Source organism: Streptomyces sp. BBFR102, from assembly GCF_051397025.1.
In the GTDB taxonomy this organism is placed as follows: domain Bacteria; phylum Actinomycetota; class Actinomycetes; order Streptomycetales; family Streptomycetaceae; genus Streptomyces.
In genome coordinates this window covers 5202930-5218303 of sequence record NZ_CP195757.1, presented here as the reverse complement: position 1 = coordinate 5218303, position 15374 = coordinate 5202930, and the positions used below count along the sequence as shown (strand labels likewise).

At 72.0% G+C, this 15374-nt stretch carries 12 protein-coding genes and 2 pseudogenes; 3 read left to right on the top strand and 11 right to left on the bottom strand.

The genetic code is table 11. The annotated features are described in order from the left end of the window. Positions 1-61 precede the first annotated feature (61 nt). From ACSLIC_RS23070 to ACSLIC_RS23060, 3 genes and pseudogenes are all read right to left on the bottom strand, one after another. A complete protein-coding gene (locus ACSLIC_RS23070; RefSeq protein WP_436739615.1) occupies positions 62-2959 on the bottom strand; it encodes an nSTAND1 domain-containing NTPase in 2898 nt (965 codons plus the stop codon). A gap of 43 nt (positions 2960-3002) precedes the next feature. Further along, positions 3003-3371 (bottom strand): CU044_2847 family protein, encoded by a 369-nt coding sequence (locus tag ACSLIC_RS23065; RefSeq protein ID WP_436739614.1) that lies wholly within the window; start codon positions 3369-3371, stop codon positions 3003-3005. A 387-nt stretch (positions 3372-3758) separates the two neighbouring features. Beyond that, positions 3759-3941 (bottom strand): annotated as a pseudogene (locus ACSLIC_RS23060) (IS5/IS1182 family transposase); the annotation flags it as partial. 147 nt (positions 3942-4088) lie between these two features. Between ACSLIC_RS23060 and ACSLIC_RS23055 the strand changes: the two are divergent. Both ACSLIC_RS23055 and ACSLIC_RS23050 read left to right on the top strand, forming a co-directional pair. Beyond that, positions 4089-4568: pseudogene (locus ACSLIC_RS23055) on the top strand (hypothetical protein); the annotation flags it as partial. 53 nt (positions 4569-4621) lie between these two features. Then, positions 4622-6217: a CocE/NonD family hydrolase gene (locus ACSLIC_RS23050; RefSeq protein ID WP_436739613.1), complete on the top strand. Its 1596-nt coding sequence runs from the start codon at positions 4622-4624 to the stop codon at positions 6215-6217. A 54-nt stretch (positions 6218-6271) separates the two neighbouring features. Here the strand turns inward: ACSLIC_RS23050 and ACSLIC_RS23045 are convergent, their stop codons facing one another. The 5 genes from ACSLIC_RS23045 to ACSLIC_RS23025 form a co-directional block, all read right to left on the bottom strand. Continuing rightward, a complete protein-coding gene (locus ACSLIC_RS23045; protein ID WP_436739612.1) occupies positions 6272-7144 on the bottom strand; it encodes an amino acid ABC transporter permease in 873 nt (290 codons plus the stop codon). Next, the gene (locus ACSLIC_RS23040; protein WP_436739611.1) at positions 7141-7785 is read right to left on the bottom strand and encodes an amino acid ABC transporter permease; all 645 of its coding nucleotides are present in this window, start codon (positions 7783-7785) and stop codon (positions 7141-7143) included. Before ACSLIC_RS23040 ends, ACSLIC_RS23045 begins: the two co-directional genes overlap by 4 nt. A gap of 14 nt (positions 7786-7799) precedes the next feature. Next, the gene (locus tag ACSLIC_RS23035; RefSeq protein ID WP_436739610.1) at positions 7800-8738 is read right to left on the bottom strand and encodes a glutamate ABC transporter substrate-binding protein; all 939 of its coding nucleotides are present in this window, start codon (positions 8736-8738) and stop codon (positions 7800-7802) included. An 11-nt stretch (positions 8739-8749) separates the two neighbouring features. Further along, positions 8750-9493 carry an amino acid ABC transporter ATP-binding protein gene (locus tag ACSLIC_RS23030; protein WP_436739609.1) on the bottom strand — a complete coding sequence of 248 codons (744 nt, stop codon included), beginning with the start codon at positions 9491-9493 and terminating at the stop codon, positions 8750-8752. Between the two features lie 162 nt (positions 9494-9655). Continuing rightward, a complete protein-coding gene (locus ACSLIC_RS23025; protein ID WP_436739608.1) occupies positions 9656-10093 on the bottom strand; it encodes a DUF6278 family protein in 438 nt (145 codons plus the stop codon). 292 nt (positions 10094-10385) lie between these two features. On the opposite strand from ACSLIC_RS23025, the gene ACSLIC_RS23020 reads away from it, so the two are divergent. After that, positions 10386-12176 (top strand): GDSL-type esterase/lipase family protein, encoded by a 1791-nt coding sequence (locus tag ACSLIC_RS23020; protein WP_436739607.1) that lies wholly within the window; start codon positions 10386-10388, stop codon positions 12174-12176. Positions 12177-12188: 12 nt separating this feature from the next. On the opposite strand, the gene ACSLIC_RS23015 is transcribed toward ACSLIC_RS23020, so the two are convergent. From ACSLIC_RS23015 to pcaDC, 3 genes are all read right to left on the bottom strand, one after another. After that, complete coding sequence (locus ACSLIC_RS23015) at positions 12189-12968, bottom strand: exodeoxyribonuclease III (protein ID WP_436739606.1); 780 nt, start codon at positions 12966-12968, stop codon at positions 12189-12191. A 35-nt stretch (positions 12969-13003) separates the two neighbouring features. Continuing rightward, positions 13004-13636 (bottom strand): MBL fold metallo-hydrolase, encoded by a 633-nt coding sequence (locus ACSLIC_RS23010; RefSeq protein WP_436739605.1) that lies wholly within the window; start codon positions 13634-13636, stop codon positions 13004-13006. 222 nt (positions 13637-13858) lie between these two features. Beyond that, positions 13859-15142 carry a bifunctional 3-oxoadipate enol-lactonase/4-carboxymuconolactone decarboxylase PcaDC gene (gene pcaDC / locus ACSLIC_RS23005; protein WP_436739604.1) on the bottom strand — a complete coding sequence of 428 codons (1284 nt, stop codon included), beginning with the start codon at positions 15140-15142 and terminating at the stop codon, positions 13859-13861. Positions 15143-15374: the final 232 nt, after the last annotated feature.

Below are 15374 nucleotides of genomic sequence, written 5' to 3'. Positions count from 1 at the left end.
AAGAACGCGTCCGTCCGCCACGCGTATCGCCTTGTACTGCGCGCCGGACGACGCATCGCGGTCACCGCGGCACGAGAGCGCCACGGTTCCGTCGGCCGACACCCAGTTGCCGGCCTCCGTGCTTGAGGGGACGCCGTCGAAGGACTCGGTCAGCCGGCGCATCTTCCCGGTCCGGACGTCGACGGCGATGAGAGATCCACTCGCTGCCGCCAGCACCACCGTGTGATGGTCCGGACTCCGGACCGAACCATGCTGACGTGGCGATGGAATACTTCTTCGGCAACACATGCGGGCGTCCCGTCTCCAGGTCCCATATCCGCACGGGGAGCTCCGGCTGATCGAAGATTCCGGTGGTCCATGTGTCGTCCCCCGATTCGACCAGAAAGCGAGCGTCACGGGAGAAGGACGTCACCTTGAACTGGAGTACGGATGCGTCGATCGCGTCGCCGCCGCTCGGGCCGGAGCCGTCCGGGTCCGGCACCTCAAGCGGGTGCGCCCTCCCCACCATTCGCTTCGCGGTGGATGCGACCTCGTGCCAGACGACTACGCCATCCTCCTTGCGCACATAGGAGATCCGCCGTCCGTCGAAACTCACCCTGGGAGATCCGACGTTGGGGCCAAGTCGTAGACTCTCCTGCCGCACCATGCCCTGGGCCGTCCGCACGAACAGCAGGGCACGCCCGCCATCGGTGGTCACCAGCGTCACTTTGCCGTCCGCACTCATCGCGGCGTCCTCGAACTTGCCCTCGGCTCCCGAGAGGATCCATTCCGCGCTCTGGGCCTCGGAGTACCTCCGCAGTAGGGAGTTGCGGGCCTCCTGCGTTGGCGCGATCCGGTGGGCGGCGAGGGCGGCCAGGGCGGCGTGGACGGGATTGGTGTCGACCAGGTCGTCCGACTGCACCGCCAGCGCCCGAGAGCGTGCCTCGTCGGCACGCTGGGCGCTGACCCGGGACTCCTGGACATTGAAGGTGATCAGTGTCGCGACAAGCGTGAACACGAGGGCGCCGGCCACCCAGCCGGCGCCGGTCCACCAGCGGACCGCTCGTCGTCGGCGGCGGCCTGCCGCCAGGAACTCCCTCTGCTCCCGGGACAGTTCGCGCTCGCGGTCGCCCAGTCTCTTCGTGAGGGAGTCGAGCTGAGAGCCTCCCGGCAGCAGGTCCGTGCGGTGCTGTGCCCGTACCCATCGCTCCTGGTCGTGCTGGACCTCGGCCCGCGCGTTCAGGAAGTCGGCGTTGACGCGTACCACGTCGGCCAGCTCCGGCCACTGCGTGATCAGAGCCTCGTGGACCAGTTCCGCGCTCTCGGGCCTGCCGTCCCCACCGTGCAGGACGAGCAGGCGCTTGTCCTGCGCCGCCATGGCCTGTGCCAGACGCCAGCGCTCCTCACCGGCCTCCTCCCGCGTCAGCGGGCGCCGCAGCGTGACCTCCCCGCCGGGAACCACGCGTACCAGACCCGCCAACAGGCGCCGCGCCTCCTCTTCCGAACCCGCCGGCACGCAGCTTTTCCACACCTCTCCGGCGTGGCGGATCAAAGCACCCTGGACACCTTCGATCTTCTGATACGTCGCGGCACTCAGCCGCCACCCGCGCTCCTCGTTCCACAGCTGCTCCAGAAGGAATCCCAGGAGCGGCAGAACACCCGGGTCGGTACCGGCGTCGTCCAGGATCCGTAGGTCTAGTCCCGGCTCATAGCTCACTCCGGGTGCCTTTTCGAGGGGACGCGTGATCACGGTGTGGAGCTGGTCCCGGTTCATCGGCGTCAGGGGCAGGGTCACGCCGGCCGTCAGCGCGGGCCCCAGGCCCGGATCCCCCAGAGCCGTGTTCATGACATCGGCACGCAAGGTGGCCAAGACACGCAGAACAGTGCGGCGGGTCGGGAACAGGAGACCGAGCGTCTCGGCGAGATCCGGCTCGGCGAGGTTGAGCAGGCCCTCCGCCTGGTCGAGGACGACCAGCAGCCGCTCAGCGGTCCGGCCGGTGGCCCGGTGGAAAGCGTCGGCAAGGCCCAACTCCCGCAGCCAGGTGTCCACTTGGTCCGCCTGCCCCGCCCGCACGGGGCCGGGTCCGGTCGCCGCGCGCTCGAAGAGCTCCGTGGCCAGAGCGGCCCGCGGCACCCCCGCGCGGCTGCAGTCGACGACCAGGACATCCCACCCGGCCCTGCGCAGCCGGGGCACCACCCCAGCCAGTACGAGGGAGGATTTTCCGCTGCCCGAGGGGCCGCACACCGTGACCGACGGATGGTCGCCCTCCAGGGCGGAGACCACCCGGGCGACGTCCCTCTCCCGGCCGAAGAACAGGTCCTCGTCGTTCTCCCCGAACGGCTTCAGGCCGAGAAACGGGTTGGCGGGCAGCAGCGTCTCTCTCAGAGCGGGCACCGCCTGGGCCACCGCTTCTGTGCGCATCACGAACGCCTGCTGGGCTTCCTTCACCGGCTGCGACGCGACGACCATGCCCACGGCCACGCCCAAATCGTCGTCCCAGACCGGGCTTCCGCTGAATCCCGGCCTCACGTGGACGGCTTGGCCGTCCGCACGCGAGAGCTGCACCAAAGAGCTGCCGACGGGGCCGCGGAAGCGCCCTTGCTGCCAGTTCCCGTCCGGAGCGTCGTCGGTGAAGCCGACGGCCCGGGTCTCGTGGTCCCAGACGTCCCCGGCATCGGCCATCGCCAGGGGACGTGCCCCAGGCAGCGAGCCGTCCAGACGGAGCACGGCAACGTCGCCGCCCTGGTCCTCCCGGACCGGCACCCAGTGCTCGACCTTCGCCGACCCCTCAGGACGGTCGGCGGCGAAGGGCAGGTCGAGCACGACCACGGTCCCCGTTGCGACGGCGGACTCCCGCGGCTGGTCCAGGGCGTCGGACACCACATGGGCGCAGGTCAGCACCGTGTCCTCGGCGACGAGGAAACCCGCGCCCACCACCGTGCCGTCGCTGCCTCTGACCCGCACCACCGACGACGCCATCGCAGGTTCGCGTGCGGCCCTCCCGCTCTCAGCCACGACAGCCTCAGTTCGCCGAAGCCGGCACGTCCGCCCCGCTGTTGTGCCAGGTGAGGCTGACCGAGAAGTTCGCGGCAGCGGACGATCCGGCGATGAGGACCTTCGCGTCAGCCGACAGCGACATGCCGAATTCCAGCGTCGCCTCATCCGGCTGTCGCACCATGTCACGGCAGCGCCCGACGAACGCGTCCGCCACCGGCCGGACCGCATCCAGCATCTGGTCCAGGGACTCCTCCGCCCGGGCCACCGCCCGACCACCCCGGCCGACCCGGACGACGGCCTCGTCCGTCTCCTCGACCTGCACCCGCACCATGCCTTCCCCGTCCCCCAGGGGTACTTCGACGATGTGCAAGGGACGACGCTCGTGCAGGGCCATGCGGGCTCCTCGTCTCAGCTCCGGTACACATGAGATGCGCGGCGAGCCTATTCACTGCCTGCCCTGGCGCGAGCCGTGATTGCCGTTTCTGACGAGAAGTCACCGCCTGGGCTTCGCGGGCGGGCGGGGGCGAGGGCAGCAATCCTGACCTGAAGGTGACCGGTGACCGGTGACCTCTGAATACATCAGCACCCCCGGCCGTAGGGTGCTCGTTACGTCCGGGCCAGAGCCCGCTACAGGATCGCCATAGACAGTGGTGACCGCATCGGCCACACGGGCGGCCAGGCCCTCATCGCGCAAGAACGGGAACGCGGCAGGCTCGCACTTCGCAGCGGACCCGACCTCGTCGCGCACGCACCGAGCGGCACCGAAGAGTGGACTTCTTCGACGGCGTCGCTCCAGGGTGAGGACGGCTTCGGCGATCGACGTCACGCGGCTCGGACTGCATCGGGATCTACGGAAGCTCCGCCAGCACTTCAAGCCGGCGACGCCCCTTTCGACCGGGGCTCATGCCGTGGTCAGGGCTCGGTTGACGGTCGTCTCCGCCACCGTGGGTTTCTGCAGCGGCTTTGGTCACCTGCCAAAGCTGCAGTTGCCGTCCTTCATGGCTCCTCCGCTCTGGCTATGCGGGCCCCGCCGATCCGGGGGCCTGCATACGCGCAGGCCGAGCGCCTGTCATGAAGCTGAGTTCAAGGTGGGGCCGTTGGAACATGTCCGAACCGCCGGATGGCCGCCCACCCGGCCTCGCTGCCGCCGGGGGTACGGATCAACACCGAGCCGGAGCCCGGGCCGGACCGGGGCGCGTTCCTGATCGGCGGGGAGCGGTTCCGGATGGAGCCGGGGGTGGGCGAGCACGTGCTGCTGGCACGGCTGACGGGCGGCCAGGGTGGGCGACCGGTCTTCCTGTTCTGCGGGCAGCGGCCGCCCACGCCGCAGGCGGCGACGCGCTCCCTGGCACGGCATCACGAGAAGCCGGCGCGCAGGCACGGTTCGGGAACCTTCGCGCTGCTGCTGAAGGTGGTCAACTCGGCGGCGTACGGCTCGGACGTGGTGGAGGTGGTGGCGGACGTGACGAAGGCGGCGCAGGAGCCGGCGCCGGTACCCGCCGCGCGCGGCTCGCACCGGGCCAAGTGTGCGCGGGGCGGCGACCCGCAATCGTTACCCGTGCGTAACCTACTCGCCGGTTACCATCGGTAAGCCATTCCGCTTACCGTCGGGTCACTTGTCCTGCCCGCAGCGAGGAGTGACCCATGAGACGTCCCCGTCCCGCCCTCACCACCACCGCGGCCTGTGCGCTGACGGCCGCGCTCGCCGTCGGCACGCTCGCCGCGCCCGCCCAGGCCGCACCCGCGGCCCCCGCCCAGGCCCCGACCGGCGCCGCGGCCTCGGGCATCCGCTTCGTCGACATCACCAGCCCCGACGGCACCGTCCTCAAGGCCAACGTGGTGTCTCCCTCGGGGTCCGCCGCCGGCGACCGCCACCCGGTGATCGTCCTGCCCACCAGCTGGGCCGTGCCGCAGGTCGAGTACCTGGCGCAGGCGACCCAGCTCGCCGACTCCGGCTACGTGGTGGTCAGTTACAACTCGCGCGGCTTCTGGCAGTCCGGCGGCGAGATCGAGGTGGCCGGGCCGCCGGACATCGCCGACGCCTCGGCCGTGATCGACTGGGCCCTCGCCAACACCCCCGCCGACCCGGAGCGGGTGGGCATGGCCGGGGTCTCCTACGGCGCCGGGATCAGCCTGCTCGCCGCCGCCCACGACCCGCGGATCAAGACGGTCGCGGCACTCAGCGGCTGGGCCGACCTCATCGACTCCATCTACAGCGGCCGTACCCAGCACCTCCAGGCCGCCCTGCTGCTCGGCGGCTCGGGCCTGCTCACCGGCCGCCCGAGCGCCGAACTCAAGGAGATCCTCAGCGACTTCATCGGCTCCAAGCTCGACAAGGAGCAGAAGATGATCGACTGGGGGAAGAAGCGCTCCCCCGCCACCCACCTCGACGCCCTGAACGCCAACGGCACCGCCGTGATGCTCGGCAACGCCTGGGGCGACAGCCTCTTCCCGCCCAACCAGTACGCCGACTTCTACGAGAAGCTGACCGGCCCCAAGCGGCTGGAGTTCCGCCCCGGCGACCACGCGACCTCGGAGGCGACCGGCCTGCTCGGTCTGCCCAACGACACCTGGACCTCGGCCCGGCGCTGGTTCGACCACCACCTCAAGGGCGAGGAGAACGGTGTCGACCGCGAGCAGCCGGTCCGCATCAAGTCCCGGTCCACCGGCGCCTACGAGAGCTACCCGGACTGGAAGTCCGTCGGCGCCGACAGCCGCAAGATCGACCTCGCCGGCACCCACACGGTCCGCGCCAACGTCGACTCGGGCGCCAACGGCGGGATCATCTTCCTCACCAGCGCCCTCGACCAGCTGGTCCGCACACCCCCGACGGCGTCGATTCCGCTGCTCCCCCGCCGGCACGCCGCCGTCTGGCAGTCGGAGCAGTACACCGACGGGGCGGCGGTGCGCGGCACGCCGGAGGTCCACACCACGGTGACGCCGACGAAGAGCAGCGGCACCTTCGTGGCCTATCTGTACGACGTGGGGCCGCTGGGCGTCGGCAAGCTGGTCACGCACGCCCCGTACACCTTCCACGACCGCGAGCCGGGCCGGCCGTTCGCCGTGGACATGGAGCTGTACTCCACGGCCTACGACGTTCCGGCCGGTCACCGGCTCGCTGTCGTCGTCGACACCGTCGACCCGCTGTACGTCGAGCACAACCCGTCCGGCGCGCAGCTGACCTTCTCCTCGCCTGCGGACGACCCGGGTCACGTGTCGGTCCCGGTGCGCGAGAAGTGATCTCCGGCTGCTGCCGGGCAGGCCGGGACGGCGCGCCCGCCCCTGGCCGGCCCGCTACCGGTTGCCCGGCAGCAGTCCTCCTGGCTCGGCCCGGGTGACGACTGCCGCCTTCGCCTTGGGATCACGGCGCTCCCTGCGGGACACCCACTGGGCGAACCAGGAGAGCAGCATGCACATCCCGATGTAGATCGGCGAGATCACCATCACCACGGGGATGAACGGCAAATCGTAGTCGAGGTTGGAGGCGATGAGTTTCCCGGCGTGGAGGAACTCCTCGTAGGTGATGAGGTAGCCCAGCGAGGTGTCCTTCAGCGCCACCACCAGCTGGCTGATGATGGCGGGCAGCATGGCGCGCAGCGCCTGCGGGGCGAGGACGTGCACCATGACCTGGGTCTTGCGCATGCCCAGCGCGTAGGCGGCCTCGCGCTGGCCCCTGTCCACCGAGTTGACGCCGGAACGGAAGACCTCGGCGAGGACCGAGCCGTTGTAGAGGGTCAGGCCGGTGACCAGGGCCGGCAGTGCCTGCACCTGGAGCGCCACGAAGACGAAGAAGATCATCACCAGGACCGGCATGGCCCGGAAGAACTCCACGATCACCGTCGCCACCCAGCGGACCGGCCGGTGGTCGGAGAGCCGCCCGACGGCGAGCACCCCGCCGAGGACGAGGGAGAGCACCGAGGCGTACGCGAACGCCTTGAGGGTGTTGCCCAGTCCGCGCAGCAGCAGCTCCTGGATGCCGGTGTAGGCGAAGGGGCGCCACTTGGCGGTGGTGAACTGGCCGGTGTCGAAGAGCAGATACAGCACCCAGCCGATGACCGCGGCGATCAACAGGACCGCGAGGACGCTGAAGATCCGGTGCCGCCTGCGGGCTCTGGGGCCGGGGATGTCGTAGAGGGCCGAGGGCTCCTGCTCGTACTGCGCGGTCATCGGGCGACTCCCCAGCGCTTCTCCATGAGGGTGAACAGGGCGCTGATGGTGAGGGTGATGATGAGGTAGCCGAGGGCGATCCAGACGAAGGTCCAGATGACGTTGTAGCCCAGCTCGCTGAGGGTGCGGTAGGTGCCGAGGAGTTCGGTGACGCTGAACGCCCCGGCGATGGCGGAGTTCTTGGCCAGCGCGATCAGCGTCGAGCCGACCGGCGAGATCACCGACCGGAACGCCTGTGGCAGCACCACGGCCGAGAGGGTCTGGCCGAAGGTCATCCCGAGGCTGCGGGCCGCCTCGCCCTGGCCGCGCGGCACGGTGTTGATCCCCGAGCGCAGCGCCTCGCAGATGAAGGCCGACGTGTAGCACCCCAGCGCCAGCACGGCGAAGAGCTGGAAGGGCAGGACGAGGCCGAAGCGCGGCAGGCCGAGCAGGACGGCGAAGAACAGCAGGGTGAGCGGGGTGTTGCGGAGCACCGTGACCCAGGCCGTGCCGAAGAAGCGCAGCGAGGCGACCGGGGCCACTCGGAAGGAGGCCATCAGGAAGCCGAGGGCGAGGGCCAGCAGTGAGGCGTAGACGGTGAGTTCGACGGTGCCGAGGAACCCTTCGCCGTAGACGGAGAAGTTGTCGGTCAGGACGTTCATGGGCGCTCCCCTCCTCAGCCGGCCGGGTAGCGGTCGATGGCGGGCGGCTTGGGCGCGGGGACCCCGGAGAGGCCGAGCGTCGCGTCGTACGCCGCCTTCCAGTAGCCGTTGCGCTCCCCCGCCGCCAGGGCGTCGTCGATGGCCAGGCGCAGCGCGTTGTCCGAGCGCAGCACCCCGATGCCGTACGGCTCCTCGGAGAAGGGCTTGCCGACGACCTTCAGCTCGTCGGGGGCCTTGGCCGCGTAGCCCAGCAGGATGGCGTCGTCGGTGGTGACGGCGTCGACCTGGTAGGTCAGCAGGTTGTCCACGCAGATCGAGTAGGTGTCGTAGGAGACGAGCACGGCCTTCGGGTACTCCTTCTGCATCCGCTGGTACGGCGTGGAGCCGGCCGCGGAGCAGACGCGCTTGCCGTCGAGGTCCTGGGGGCCCTTGATGTCCTCCTCGTCGGTGCGGACCAGCAGGCCCTGCCCGGCGATGTAGTAGGGGCCGGCGAAGCCGACGAGCCGTTTGCGGTTGTCGTTGATGGTGTAGGTGCCCACGTAGTAGTCGATCTGGCCGTTCTGGAGGGCCGTCTCACGGTTGGCGGAGGCGATGGTGGTGAAGCGGACGCGGTTCTCGGGGAAGCCGAGGTAGGCGCCGACCATCTTGGCGATCTCGATGTCGAAGCCGGTGTAGCCGCCGCCGGCCGGGTCCTTCTCTCCGAGGTACGGCTGGTCCTCCTTGGCGCCGACGACGAGGGCGCCCCGGGACTTGGCCCGCCGCCAGGTCGGCGACTCGGGGAGGCGGAAACCGGTGTTGACGCGGTAGTCGGGGAGCTGGTCGGCGCGCGGGCCCTTCACCGGGGGGCTGCCCTCCTTGCCGCAGGCGGTCACCAGCGCGAGGAGGACCAGCACCGCCAGGGCCAGCAGGCGGGTGGCGCGGCCGGGGCGGCGGGGCGGGTCGGTGTGCGTCATGGCGTCGCCCCTCAGTGCTTGAGGATCTTGGAGAGGAAGTCCTTGGCCCGGTCGCTCTCCGGGTTGCTGAAGAAGTCCTCGGGGGTGCGGTCCTCGACGATGCGCCCGCCGTCCATGAAGACGACCCGGTTGGCGGCCGAACGGGCGAACCCCATCTCGTGGGTGACGACCACCATGGTCATCCCCTCCCGGGCGAGCTGCTGCATCACCTCCAGCACCTCGGTGATCATCTCGGGGTCGAGCGCGGAGGTCGGCTCGTCGAAGAGGAGCGCCTTGGGGTCCATCGCCAGCGCCCGGGCGATCGCCACCCGCTGCTGCTGGCCGCCGGAGAGCTGGGCGGGGAGTTTGCCGGCGTGGTCGGCGAGGCCGACGCGTTCCAGGAGTTCGCGCGAGCGCCGGTCGGCCTCGGGCCGTTTGCGGGAGCGGACCTTCATCTGGGCCAGCGAGACGTTCTGGAGCACCGTCTTGTGGGCGAAGAGGTTGAACGCCTGGAAGACCATGCCCACCTCGGCGCGGAGCCCGGCGAGCGCCTTCCCCTCCTCCGGCAGCGGCTGCCCGTCGAGCCGGATGGTGCCGGACTGGATGGTTTCCAGCCGGTTGACGGTGCGGCAGAGGGTGGACTTCCCCGACCCCGAGGGGCCGATGACGACGACGACCTCTCCGCGGCCGACGGTGAGGTTGATGTCCTTCAGGACGTGCAGGTCGCCGTAGTACTTGTTCACGTCGTGCAACTCGATCAACGGATCGACAGCCATGCCCAGCTCTACCCACTTCCAGCGGTGTCGGTCCGCGCAAACTATCCAGCGCCTCTCAGGGCCGGACAGACGACACGCACAGGGCGGGATTAACCGTATTTGCCCATACTCGCACCGCCGGTCGGCGGATACCGGCGGAGCGCGGCCGGGGCGGCCGGGCGGTCAGCCCTCGGAGATCTCGGCGTACATCTGGGAGAGCTCGGGCGCGCCGTGCACCGCCCATTCGATGCCGGCCTCGACGACGTGCAGTTCACGGCCGGAGGGCAGCCGGACCACGACCCGCCCGCCCGGCCAGACGTGCCAGCGCGCGCCGGGCACGGTCCGCACCACGACGGTGCCGAGGTACAGCCCGGCGTCGTTGCCGAGCCAGGGCAGCACCTCGGGGTCGTCGCGCCAGCGCGGGAGCAACTGGTCGAGCGCGGCCAGTGAGGCCGGGGTGTCGTCCAGCTCCAGCCCGGCCATGTGGGCGTGCGAGCGGAGCAGTTCGCACTCTGCGAAGAGTTCGGCGGCGGCCTCGGGGTGGTCCTCGAAGACGGCGGCGGCCGAGCGTCCCTGTCCGCTCTGCCGCTCGCGCCACTTGTCCAGGAAGGGGATGTGCATGGCGCCCAGCGTGGCACCGGCGGACGCCGAGAGGCCACAGGCGCGCGGCCGGGAACCGGACATGGCCTGTTCGGAGCTTGTTCACGTCCCGTCGGCCCAGGCGCCGTTGACGCCTTCTCGGGGACGTTCCTACCGTGGCCCGGACCTTCCGCCCGCCCGGCCCGACGCACCGAACACCTCCGGCACCACGGCACCGGCGCCGCCGACCGGCACCATCGACTCGGCGGCGGGCCGCGACGCGTTCGCGCGTCCGGTCCTCCTGGACGACCGACGACCGAAGAAGGGGGCGCCTGTGCGCCGACACCTGTGGGGGCCCGCCCTCGTCCTGGCCATCAGCACCAGCGCCGCCTCGCTCACCTCGGCGGGCGCGGCCGAGGAGCGGGCGCCGCGGCCGCTGCGCGAGCTGTACGACAACAGGGCGGTCAGCGAGGACGGCCGGCCGGGCGCCGCCGACTTCGACGGGCAGGGCCGCTCGCTGCCGGCCGCCGCGCTGCGCGCCGCAGGGTGGCGGGTCGGCGCCCGTCCCACGGTGGAGGGCACCCGGCTCGACTGGCCGGCCGTGGGACCCGGCAGACCTGACAACGTGCGCGCCCACGGGCAGCGGGTGGCGGTCGGGGGGCGCGGGGACGCGCTCGCCTTCCTGGTCGCCGGGACGGGCGGGGAGGCGACCGGTGTCGGCACCGTGCACTACCGCAACGGCGGCCGGAGCCGCTACCGGCTGACCGCCCCCGACTGGCGCACCGGCCCCCTCGCCACCAAGGCCGTGGCCCTGCCCTACCTCAACAGCCGCGAGGGCCGCGTCGAGGACCGGCCCCGGCTGTACGTGGTGACGGTGCCGCTCGACTCGGGCCGCACCGTGGAGTCGGTGCGGCTGCCGCACGTCCAGGGGCTCGGGCGGTCGCTGCACGTCTTCGACCTGCGGGTCCGTCCGGCGACGCGGGGCTGGACGGGGAGTTGGTCGGCGTCGACGGCCGGGCTGCCTCAGGTCGGCCCGTGGCGCGACCAGACGCTGCGGCTGGTCGTCCACCCCACCAGGACCGGGCCGACGGTGCGGGTACGGCTCTCCAACACCTTCGCGGGGACCCCGGTGCGCCTCGGCGGCGCCACCGTGGCCGTCCGCGCGAAGGGCGCCGAACCCCGGGCCGCGCCGGTGCCGCTGACCTTCGGCGGGCAGCGCGCCACGGCCCTGCCCGCCGGGGCGGAGGCGGTCAGCGACCCGGTCGGCCTCACCGTGGAGGAGGGCGCCGATCTGCTGGTCAGCCTGCATCTGCCGGGTCCGGTGCCGTCCGTCCCGCTGCACGACAAGGCGGTGCAGAAGTCGTACCTGAGCACCCCGGGCGACCACGCCGCCGACGCCGACGGCGCTGCGTACGGCCGGACGATCGGGACCTGGCCGCTGCTGACCGGGGTCGACGTGGGGGGCGGGCCGGGTTCGGTGGTGGTGCTCGGTGACTCGATCACCGAGGGGGTCGGCACCACCACGGGCGCCAACAAGCGGTGGACCGACGCGCTCGCCCGGCGGCTGCGCGCCCAGGACCGCGTGCCGCGGTACGGCGTGCTCAACCAGGGGATCTCCGCCAACCGTGTGCTCAGCGACCGCTACCCGGGCGACGGCGTCTCCAGCGACACGGGCGGCGTGAGCGCCCTGAACCGGCTGGACCGGGACCTTCTCTCGCAGACCTCGGTGCGGACCGTGGTCCTCTTCGAGGGGATAAACGACGTCCGGTGGGGCGCGAGCGCCGAGGAAGTGGTGAACGGGCTGCGCCGACTGGCCGAACGGGCGCGCGCCCGGGGTGTACGGGCCGTGGTAGCGACCCTGGCACCGTGTGAGGGCGAGTCGCGCTGCACCGCCGCCGTCGACGCCGAGCGGACCGAGGTCAACCGGGCGCTCCGCGCCGACCGGGACTCCTTCGACGCCGTCCTCGACTTCGACCGCGTCCTGCGCGACCCCGACCGCCCGGAGCGGATGCTCCCCGCGTACGACAGCGGCGACCACCTGCACCCGGGCGAGGCGGGGCTCCAGGCGCTGGCCGACGCCGTCGACCTGACCGTGCTGGACGGGCGGCCGGGCGGCGGGCGGTGAGCGCCGGGCGGGTCAGACGGTGAGGTCGACGGCGACCGGGGCGTGGTCGGAGGCACCCTTGCCCTTGCGCTCCTCGCGGTCCACGTAGGCGTCGGAGACGGCCGCCCGGAACGGGGCGTTGCCGTAGACGAGGTCGATGCGCATGCCGCGGTTCTTGGGGAAGCCGAGCTGGCGGTAGTCCCAGTAGGTGAACGGCTGGTCGTACTTGAGGGGGCGCGGGACCACGTCGTCCAGCCCCGTGGCGCGCAGGGCGGCGAGGGCCTCGCGCTCCTCGGGGGTGACGTGGGTGGCGCCGACGAAGGCGGTGGGGTCCCAGACGTCAAAGTCGTGGGGGGCGATGTTGTAGTCGCCGAGGACGGCGAAGGGGCGCTTCCCCGCCGCGTCCTCGGCGACGGCGTCCCGCAGGGCCTTGAGCCACTGGAGCTTGTAGGCGAAGTGGGGGTGGCCGATCTCGCGGCCGTTCGGCACGTAGACCGACCAGAGGCGGACCGGGCCGCAGGTCGCGGAGATGGCCCGGGGCTCCTCCACTCCGTCGTACTCGGGGCCGCCGGGCAGGCCGCCGACGACGTCGGCGAGGCCGACGCGGGAGACGATCGCCACGCCGTTCCACCGGCCGGTGGCGCGCACCGCGCTCTCGTAGCCCAGCTCGGCGAGGGCGTCGGCGGGGAAGGCTTCCTCGGTGGTCTTGGTCTCCTGGATGCACAGCACGTCCGTGCCGCTGCTCTCCAGCCAGGCCAGCAGCCTCGGGAGGCGCGCGGTGATCGAATTGACGTTCCAGGTGGCGATGCGCATGCCTGACAACCTAACCGACCCCGCCGACAACGCCCTCAGACCTCGGTGAACGCGCCGGTGGCGAGGTGGTGGTGGTCGGTGCCGGCCAGCGCGCCGATCTGCCGTCCGTAGATCGGCAGGGCGAGGTCGGTGAGGAGGGCGTCGTGGATGTCGTAGGCGCGGGTCGGGCGGACCTCGCGGACGTAGTCGACGACCTCGGAGAGCTTGTTCCAGGGGGCCATGACGGGCAGCAGCAGGGTCTCGACGGGCCGCTCGGGGACGGTCAGCGCGTCGCCGGGGTGGAAGACCTCGCCGTCGACCAGGTAGCCGACGTTGGTGACGCGCGGGAGGTCCGGGTGGATGACGGCGTGCAGCTCGCCGTGGACCTCGACGTCGAACCCGGCGGCGGTGAAGGTGTCGCCGTGGCCGACGGTGTGGACGCGACCGGGGAAGGCCGCCGCCATGGGCTCCGCCACCGAGGCGAGGGTCCACAACTGGGCGGCCGGGTTGGCCTCCAGGGCGGCGCGCAGGTTGCCCTCGTCGAAGTGGTCCGGGTGCTCGTGGGTGACCAGCAGGGCGTCGGCGCCGAGAGCCGCGTCGGGCTCGGTGAAGTTGCCCGGGTCGATGACGAGCGTGCCCGACTCCTTCTCCAGCCTGACGCAGGAATGGCGCTTCTTGATGAACCTCATGGTTCCATCGTGCTCCTCCCTTCCGCGTCCGGCACGTTCCCCCTTGGCCTCGGGGGGCCGGGGCGTACGCGGTCGCCCGGGTGCCGGTGGCCACGGAACCGCCCGCCCCCGGGGCCGACCGGCCGCCGTCGAGAGCCGGAACCGCCTACGCACTCGCGCGCCGCCATCGCTCTCCCGGGCCGCGCGGGGGACGCCGGGCGGCCCCCGACCGCCGCCCCGTCGCTACTCCTGCGGCGTCGTCTCCTCCGCGACCACCGCGCGGGCGACCCGGAACGCCTCCTCGGCGGCCGGGACCCCGCAGTAGACGGCGGCCTGGAGCAGGACCTCGCGGAGCTCCGCCACGCTGAGGCCGTTGCGGAGCGCCGCTCGTACCTGCGCGGGCAGTTCGGCCGTGTGCCCGGAGGCGATCAGCGCGGTCAGCGCGACGCAGGAACGGGTACGGCGGTCCAGCCCGGGCCTGCTCCAGATCTCGCCCCACGCGTAGCGGGTGAGGAAGTCCTGGAACTCGCCCGAGAAGGCGTCGGCCTCGGCCAGTTCACGGTCGACGTGGGCGTCGCCCAGCACCTCGCGGCGCACCTTGACGCCGGACTCGTACGGGTCGGGCCGCACGGCGGCGTCGGGGTCGACCCAGGGGGCGATCTCGGCGACCGGACCCGTGGGCTGGGGCGGCACGACCACCGGCGCCGGAACCGGCGGCAGGATCTGCCCGGTCGCCTCCGGGGCAGGGCTCCAGGGGGCGGAGAAGTGCCGCACCAGCAGGTCGGTGACGGCGGCCGGCTGCTCCACCGGCGCCAGGTGCGAAGCACCGGGCACCACGGCGAGGCGGGCGTCCGGTATGCCGGCGACCAGCGTGCGCGCCTCGGCGGGCCCGGTGACCTGGTCCTCGGAGCCGACCAGGACGAGGGTCGGCACCCCGATCCGGCCCAGTTCCGCGCGGATGTCGAAGGAGGCGAGCGCCTCGCAGGCGGCGATGTAGCAGCCCGGGTCGGTGGTGCGCACCATCTGCACCGCCCACTCGGTGATGGCGGGCTGCGCCCCGGCGAACCCCGGCGTGAACCACCGCTCGGGCGCGGCCCGCGCCACCGGGTCCAGCCCGTGCGAGCGGACCACCACCCCGCGCTGGCGGAACTCGTCGGCGGTCCCGAACCGCGGCGAGGCGGCGATCAGCGCCAGCGAGGCGACCCGCCCGGGGTGCCGCAGTGTCAGCTCGGCGCCGACGGCACCGCCGAGCGCGCACCCGGCGAACGCGAACCGCTGCACCCCGGAGGCGTCCAGCGCGGCCAGCACCCGGTCGGCCAGATCGGCGACCGCCCCGGCCGGGTGGGCGGGAGCCCCACCGTGCCCCGGCAGGTCGAACCGGAACACCCGCCAACTGCGGGCCAGCTCGGGGACTTGCCTGTCCCACATGTGCCAGGTGGTCCCCAGCGAGGGACCCAGGACGAGGACCGGGGCGTCCTCCGGCCCGTCGAAGCGGTATTGCAGGGTGTTCGCCGGTGTCTCACTCACGCGTCAGACCTTCTCACGCCTCGCGGGACCTCACACAGCCGGGGGAAACAGGGCAGCCGCCTCGCCTCCCGCCCGGGCTCTCCCCCAGCCCTCGCGGCGGCAGCGGCTCCGCGACGGGACGGTTCGGCGGACCTTGGAGTGAGATCGGGATGGAAGAGGTCTCGCCGGTCGGGACTCTCCCGGGGTTTCCTCACGGACTCGGCGCTGGGGTGCGCGAACGGGTTCTCTTCGC

Bases quoted from the DNA above. Each gene is read 5' to 3' on its own strand.
- ACSLIC_RS23035 (WP_436739610.1), bottom strand. From the start codon at position 8,738: ATGACGCACACCGACCCGCCCCGCCGCCCCGGCCGCGCCACCCGCCTG.
- ACSLIC_RS23030 (WP_436739609.1), bottom strand. From the start codon at position 9,493: ATGGCTGTCGATCCGTTGATCGAGTTGCACGACGTGAACAAGTACTAC.
- ACSLIC_RS23065 (WP_436739614.1), bottom strand. From the start codon at position 3,371: ATGGCCCTGCACGAGCGTCGTCCCTTGCACATCGTCGAAGTACCCCTG.
- ACSLIC_RS23015 (WP_436739606.1), bottom strand. From the start codon at position 12,968: ATGCGCATCGCCACCTGGAACGTCAATTCGATCACCGCGCGCCTCCCG.
- ACSLIC_RS23045 (WP_436739612.1), bottom strand. From the start codon at position 7,144: ATGACCGCGCAGTACGAGCAGGAGCCCTCGGCCCTCTACGACATCCCC.
- ACSLIC_RS23050 (WP_436739613.1), top strand. From the start codon at position 4,622: ATGAGACGTCCCCGTCCCGCCCTCACCACCACCGCGGCCTGTGCGCTG.
- ACSLIC_RS23070 (WP_436739615.1), bottom strand. From the start codon at position 2,959: ATGGCGTCGTCGGTGGTGCGGGTCAGAGGCAGCGACGGCACGGTGGTG.
- ACSLIC_RS23040 (WP_436739611.1), bottom strand. From the start codon at position 7,785: ATGAACGTCCTGACCGACAACTTCTCCGTCTACGGCGAAGGGTTCCTC.
- ACSLIC_RS23025 (WP_436739608.1), bottom strand. From the start codon at position 10,093: ATGCACATCCCCTTCCTGGACAAGTGGCGCGAGCGGCAGAGCGGACAG.
- ACSLIC_RS23010 (WP_436739605.1), bottom strand. From the start codon at position 13,636: ATGAGGTTCATCAAGAAGCGCCATTCCTGCGTCAGGCTGGAGAAGGAG.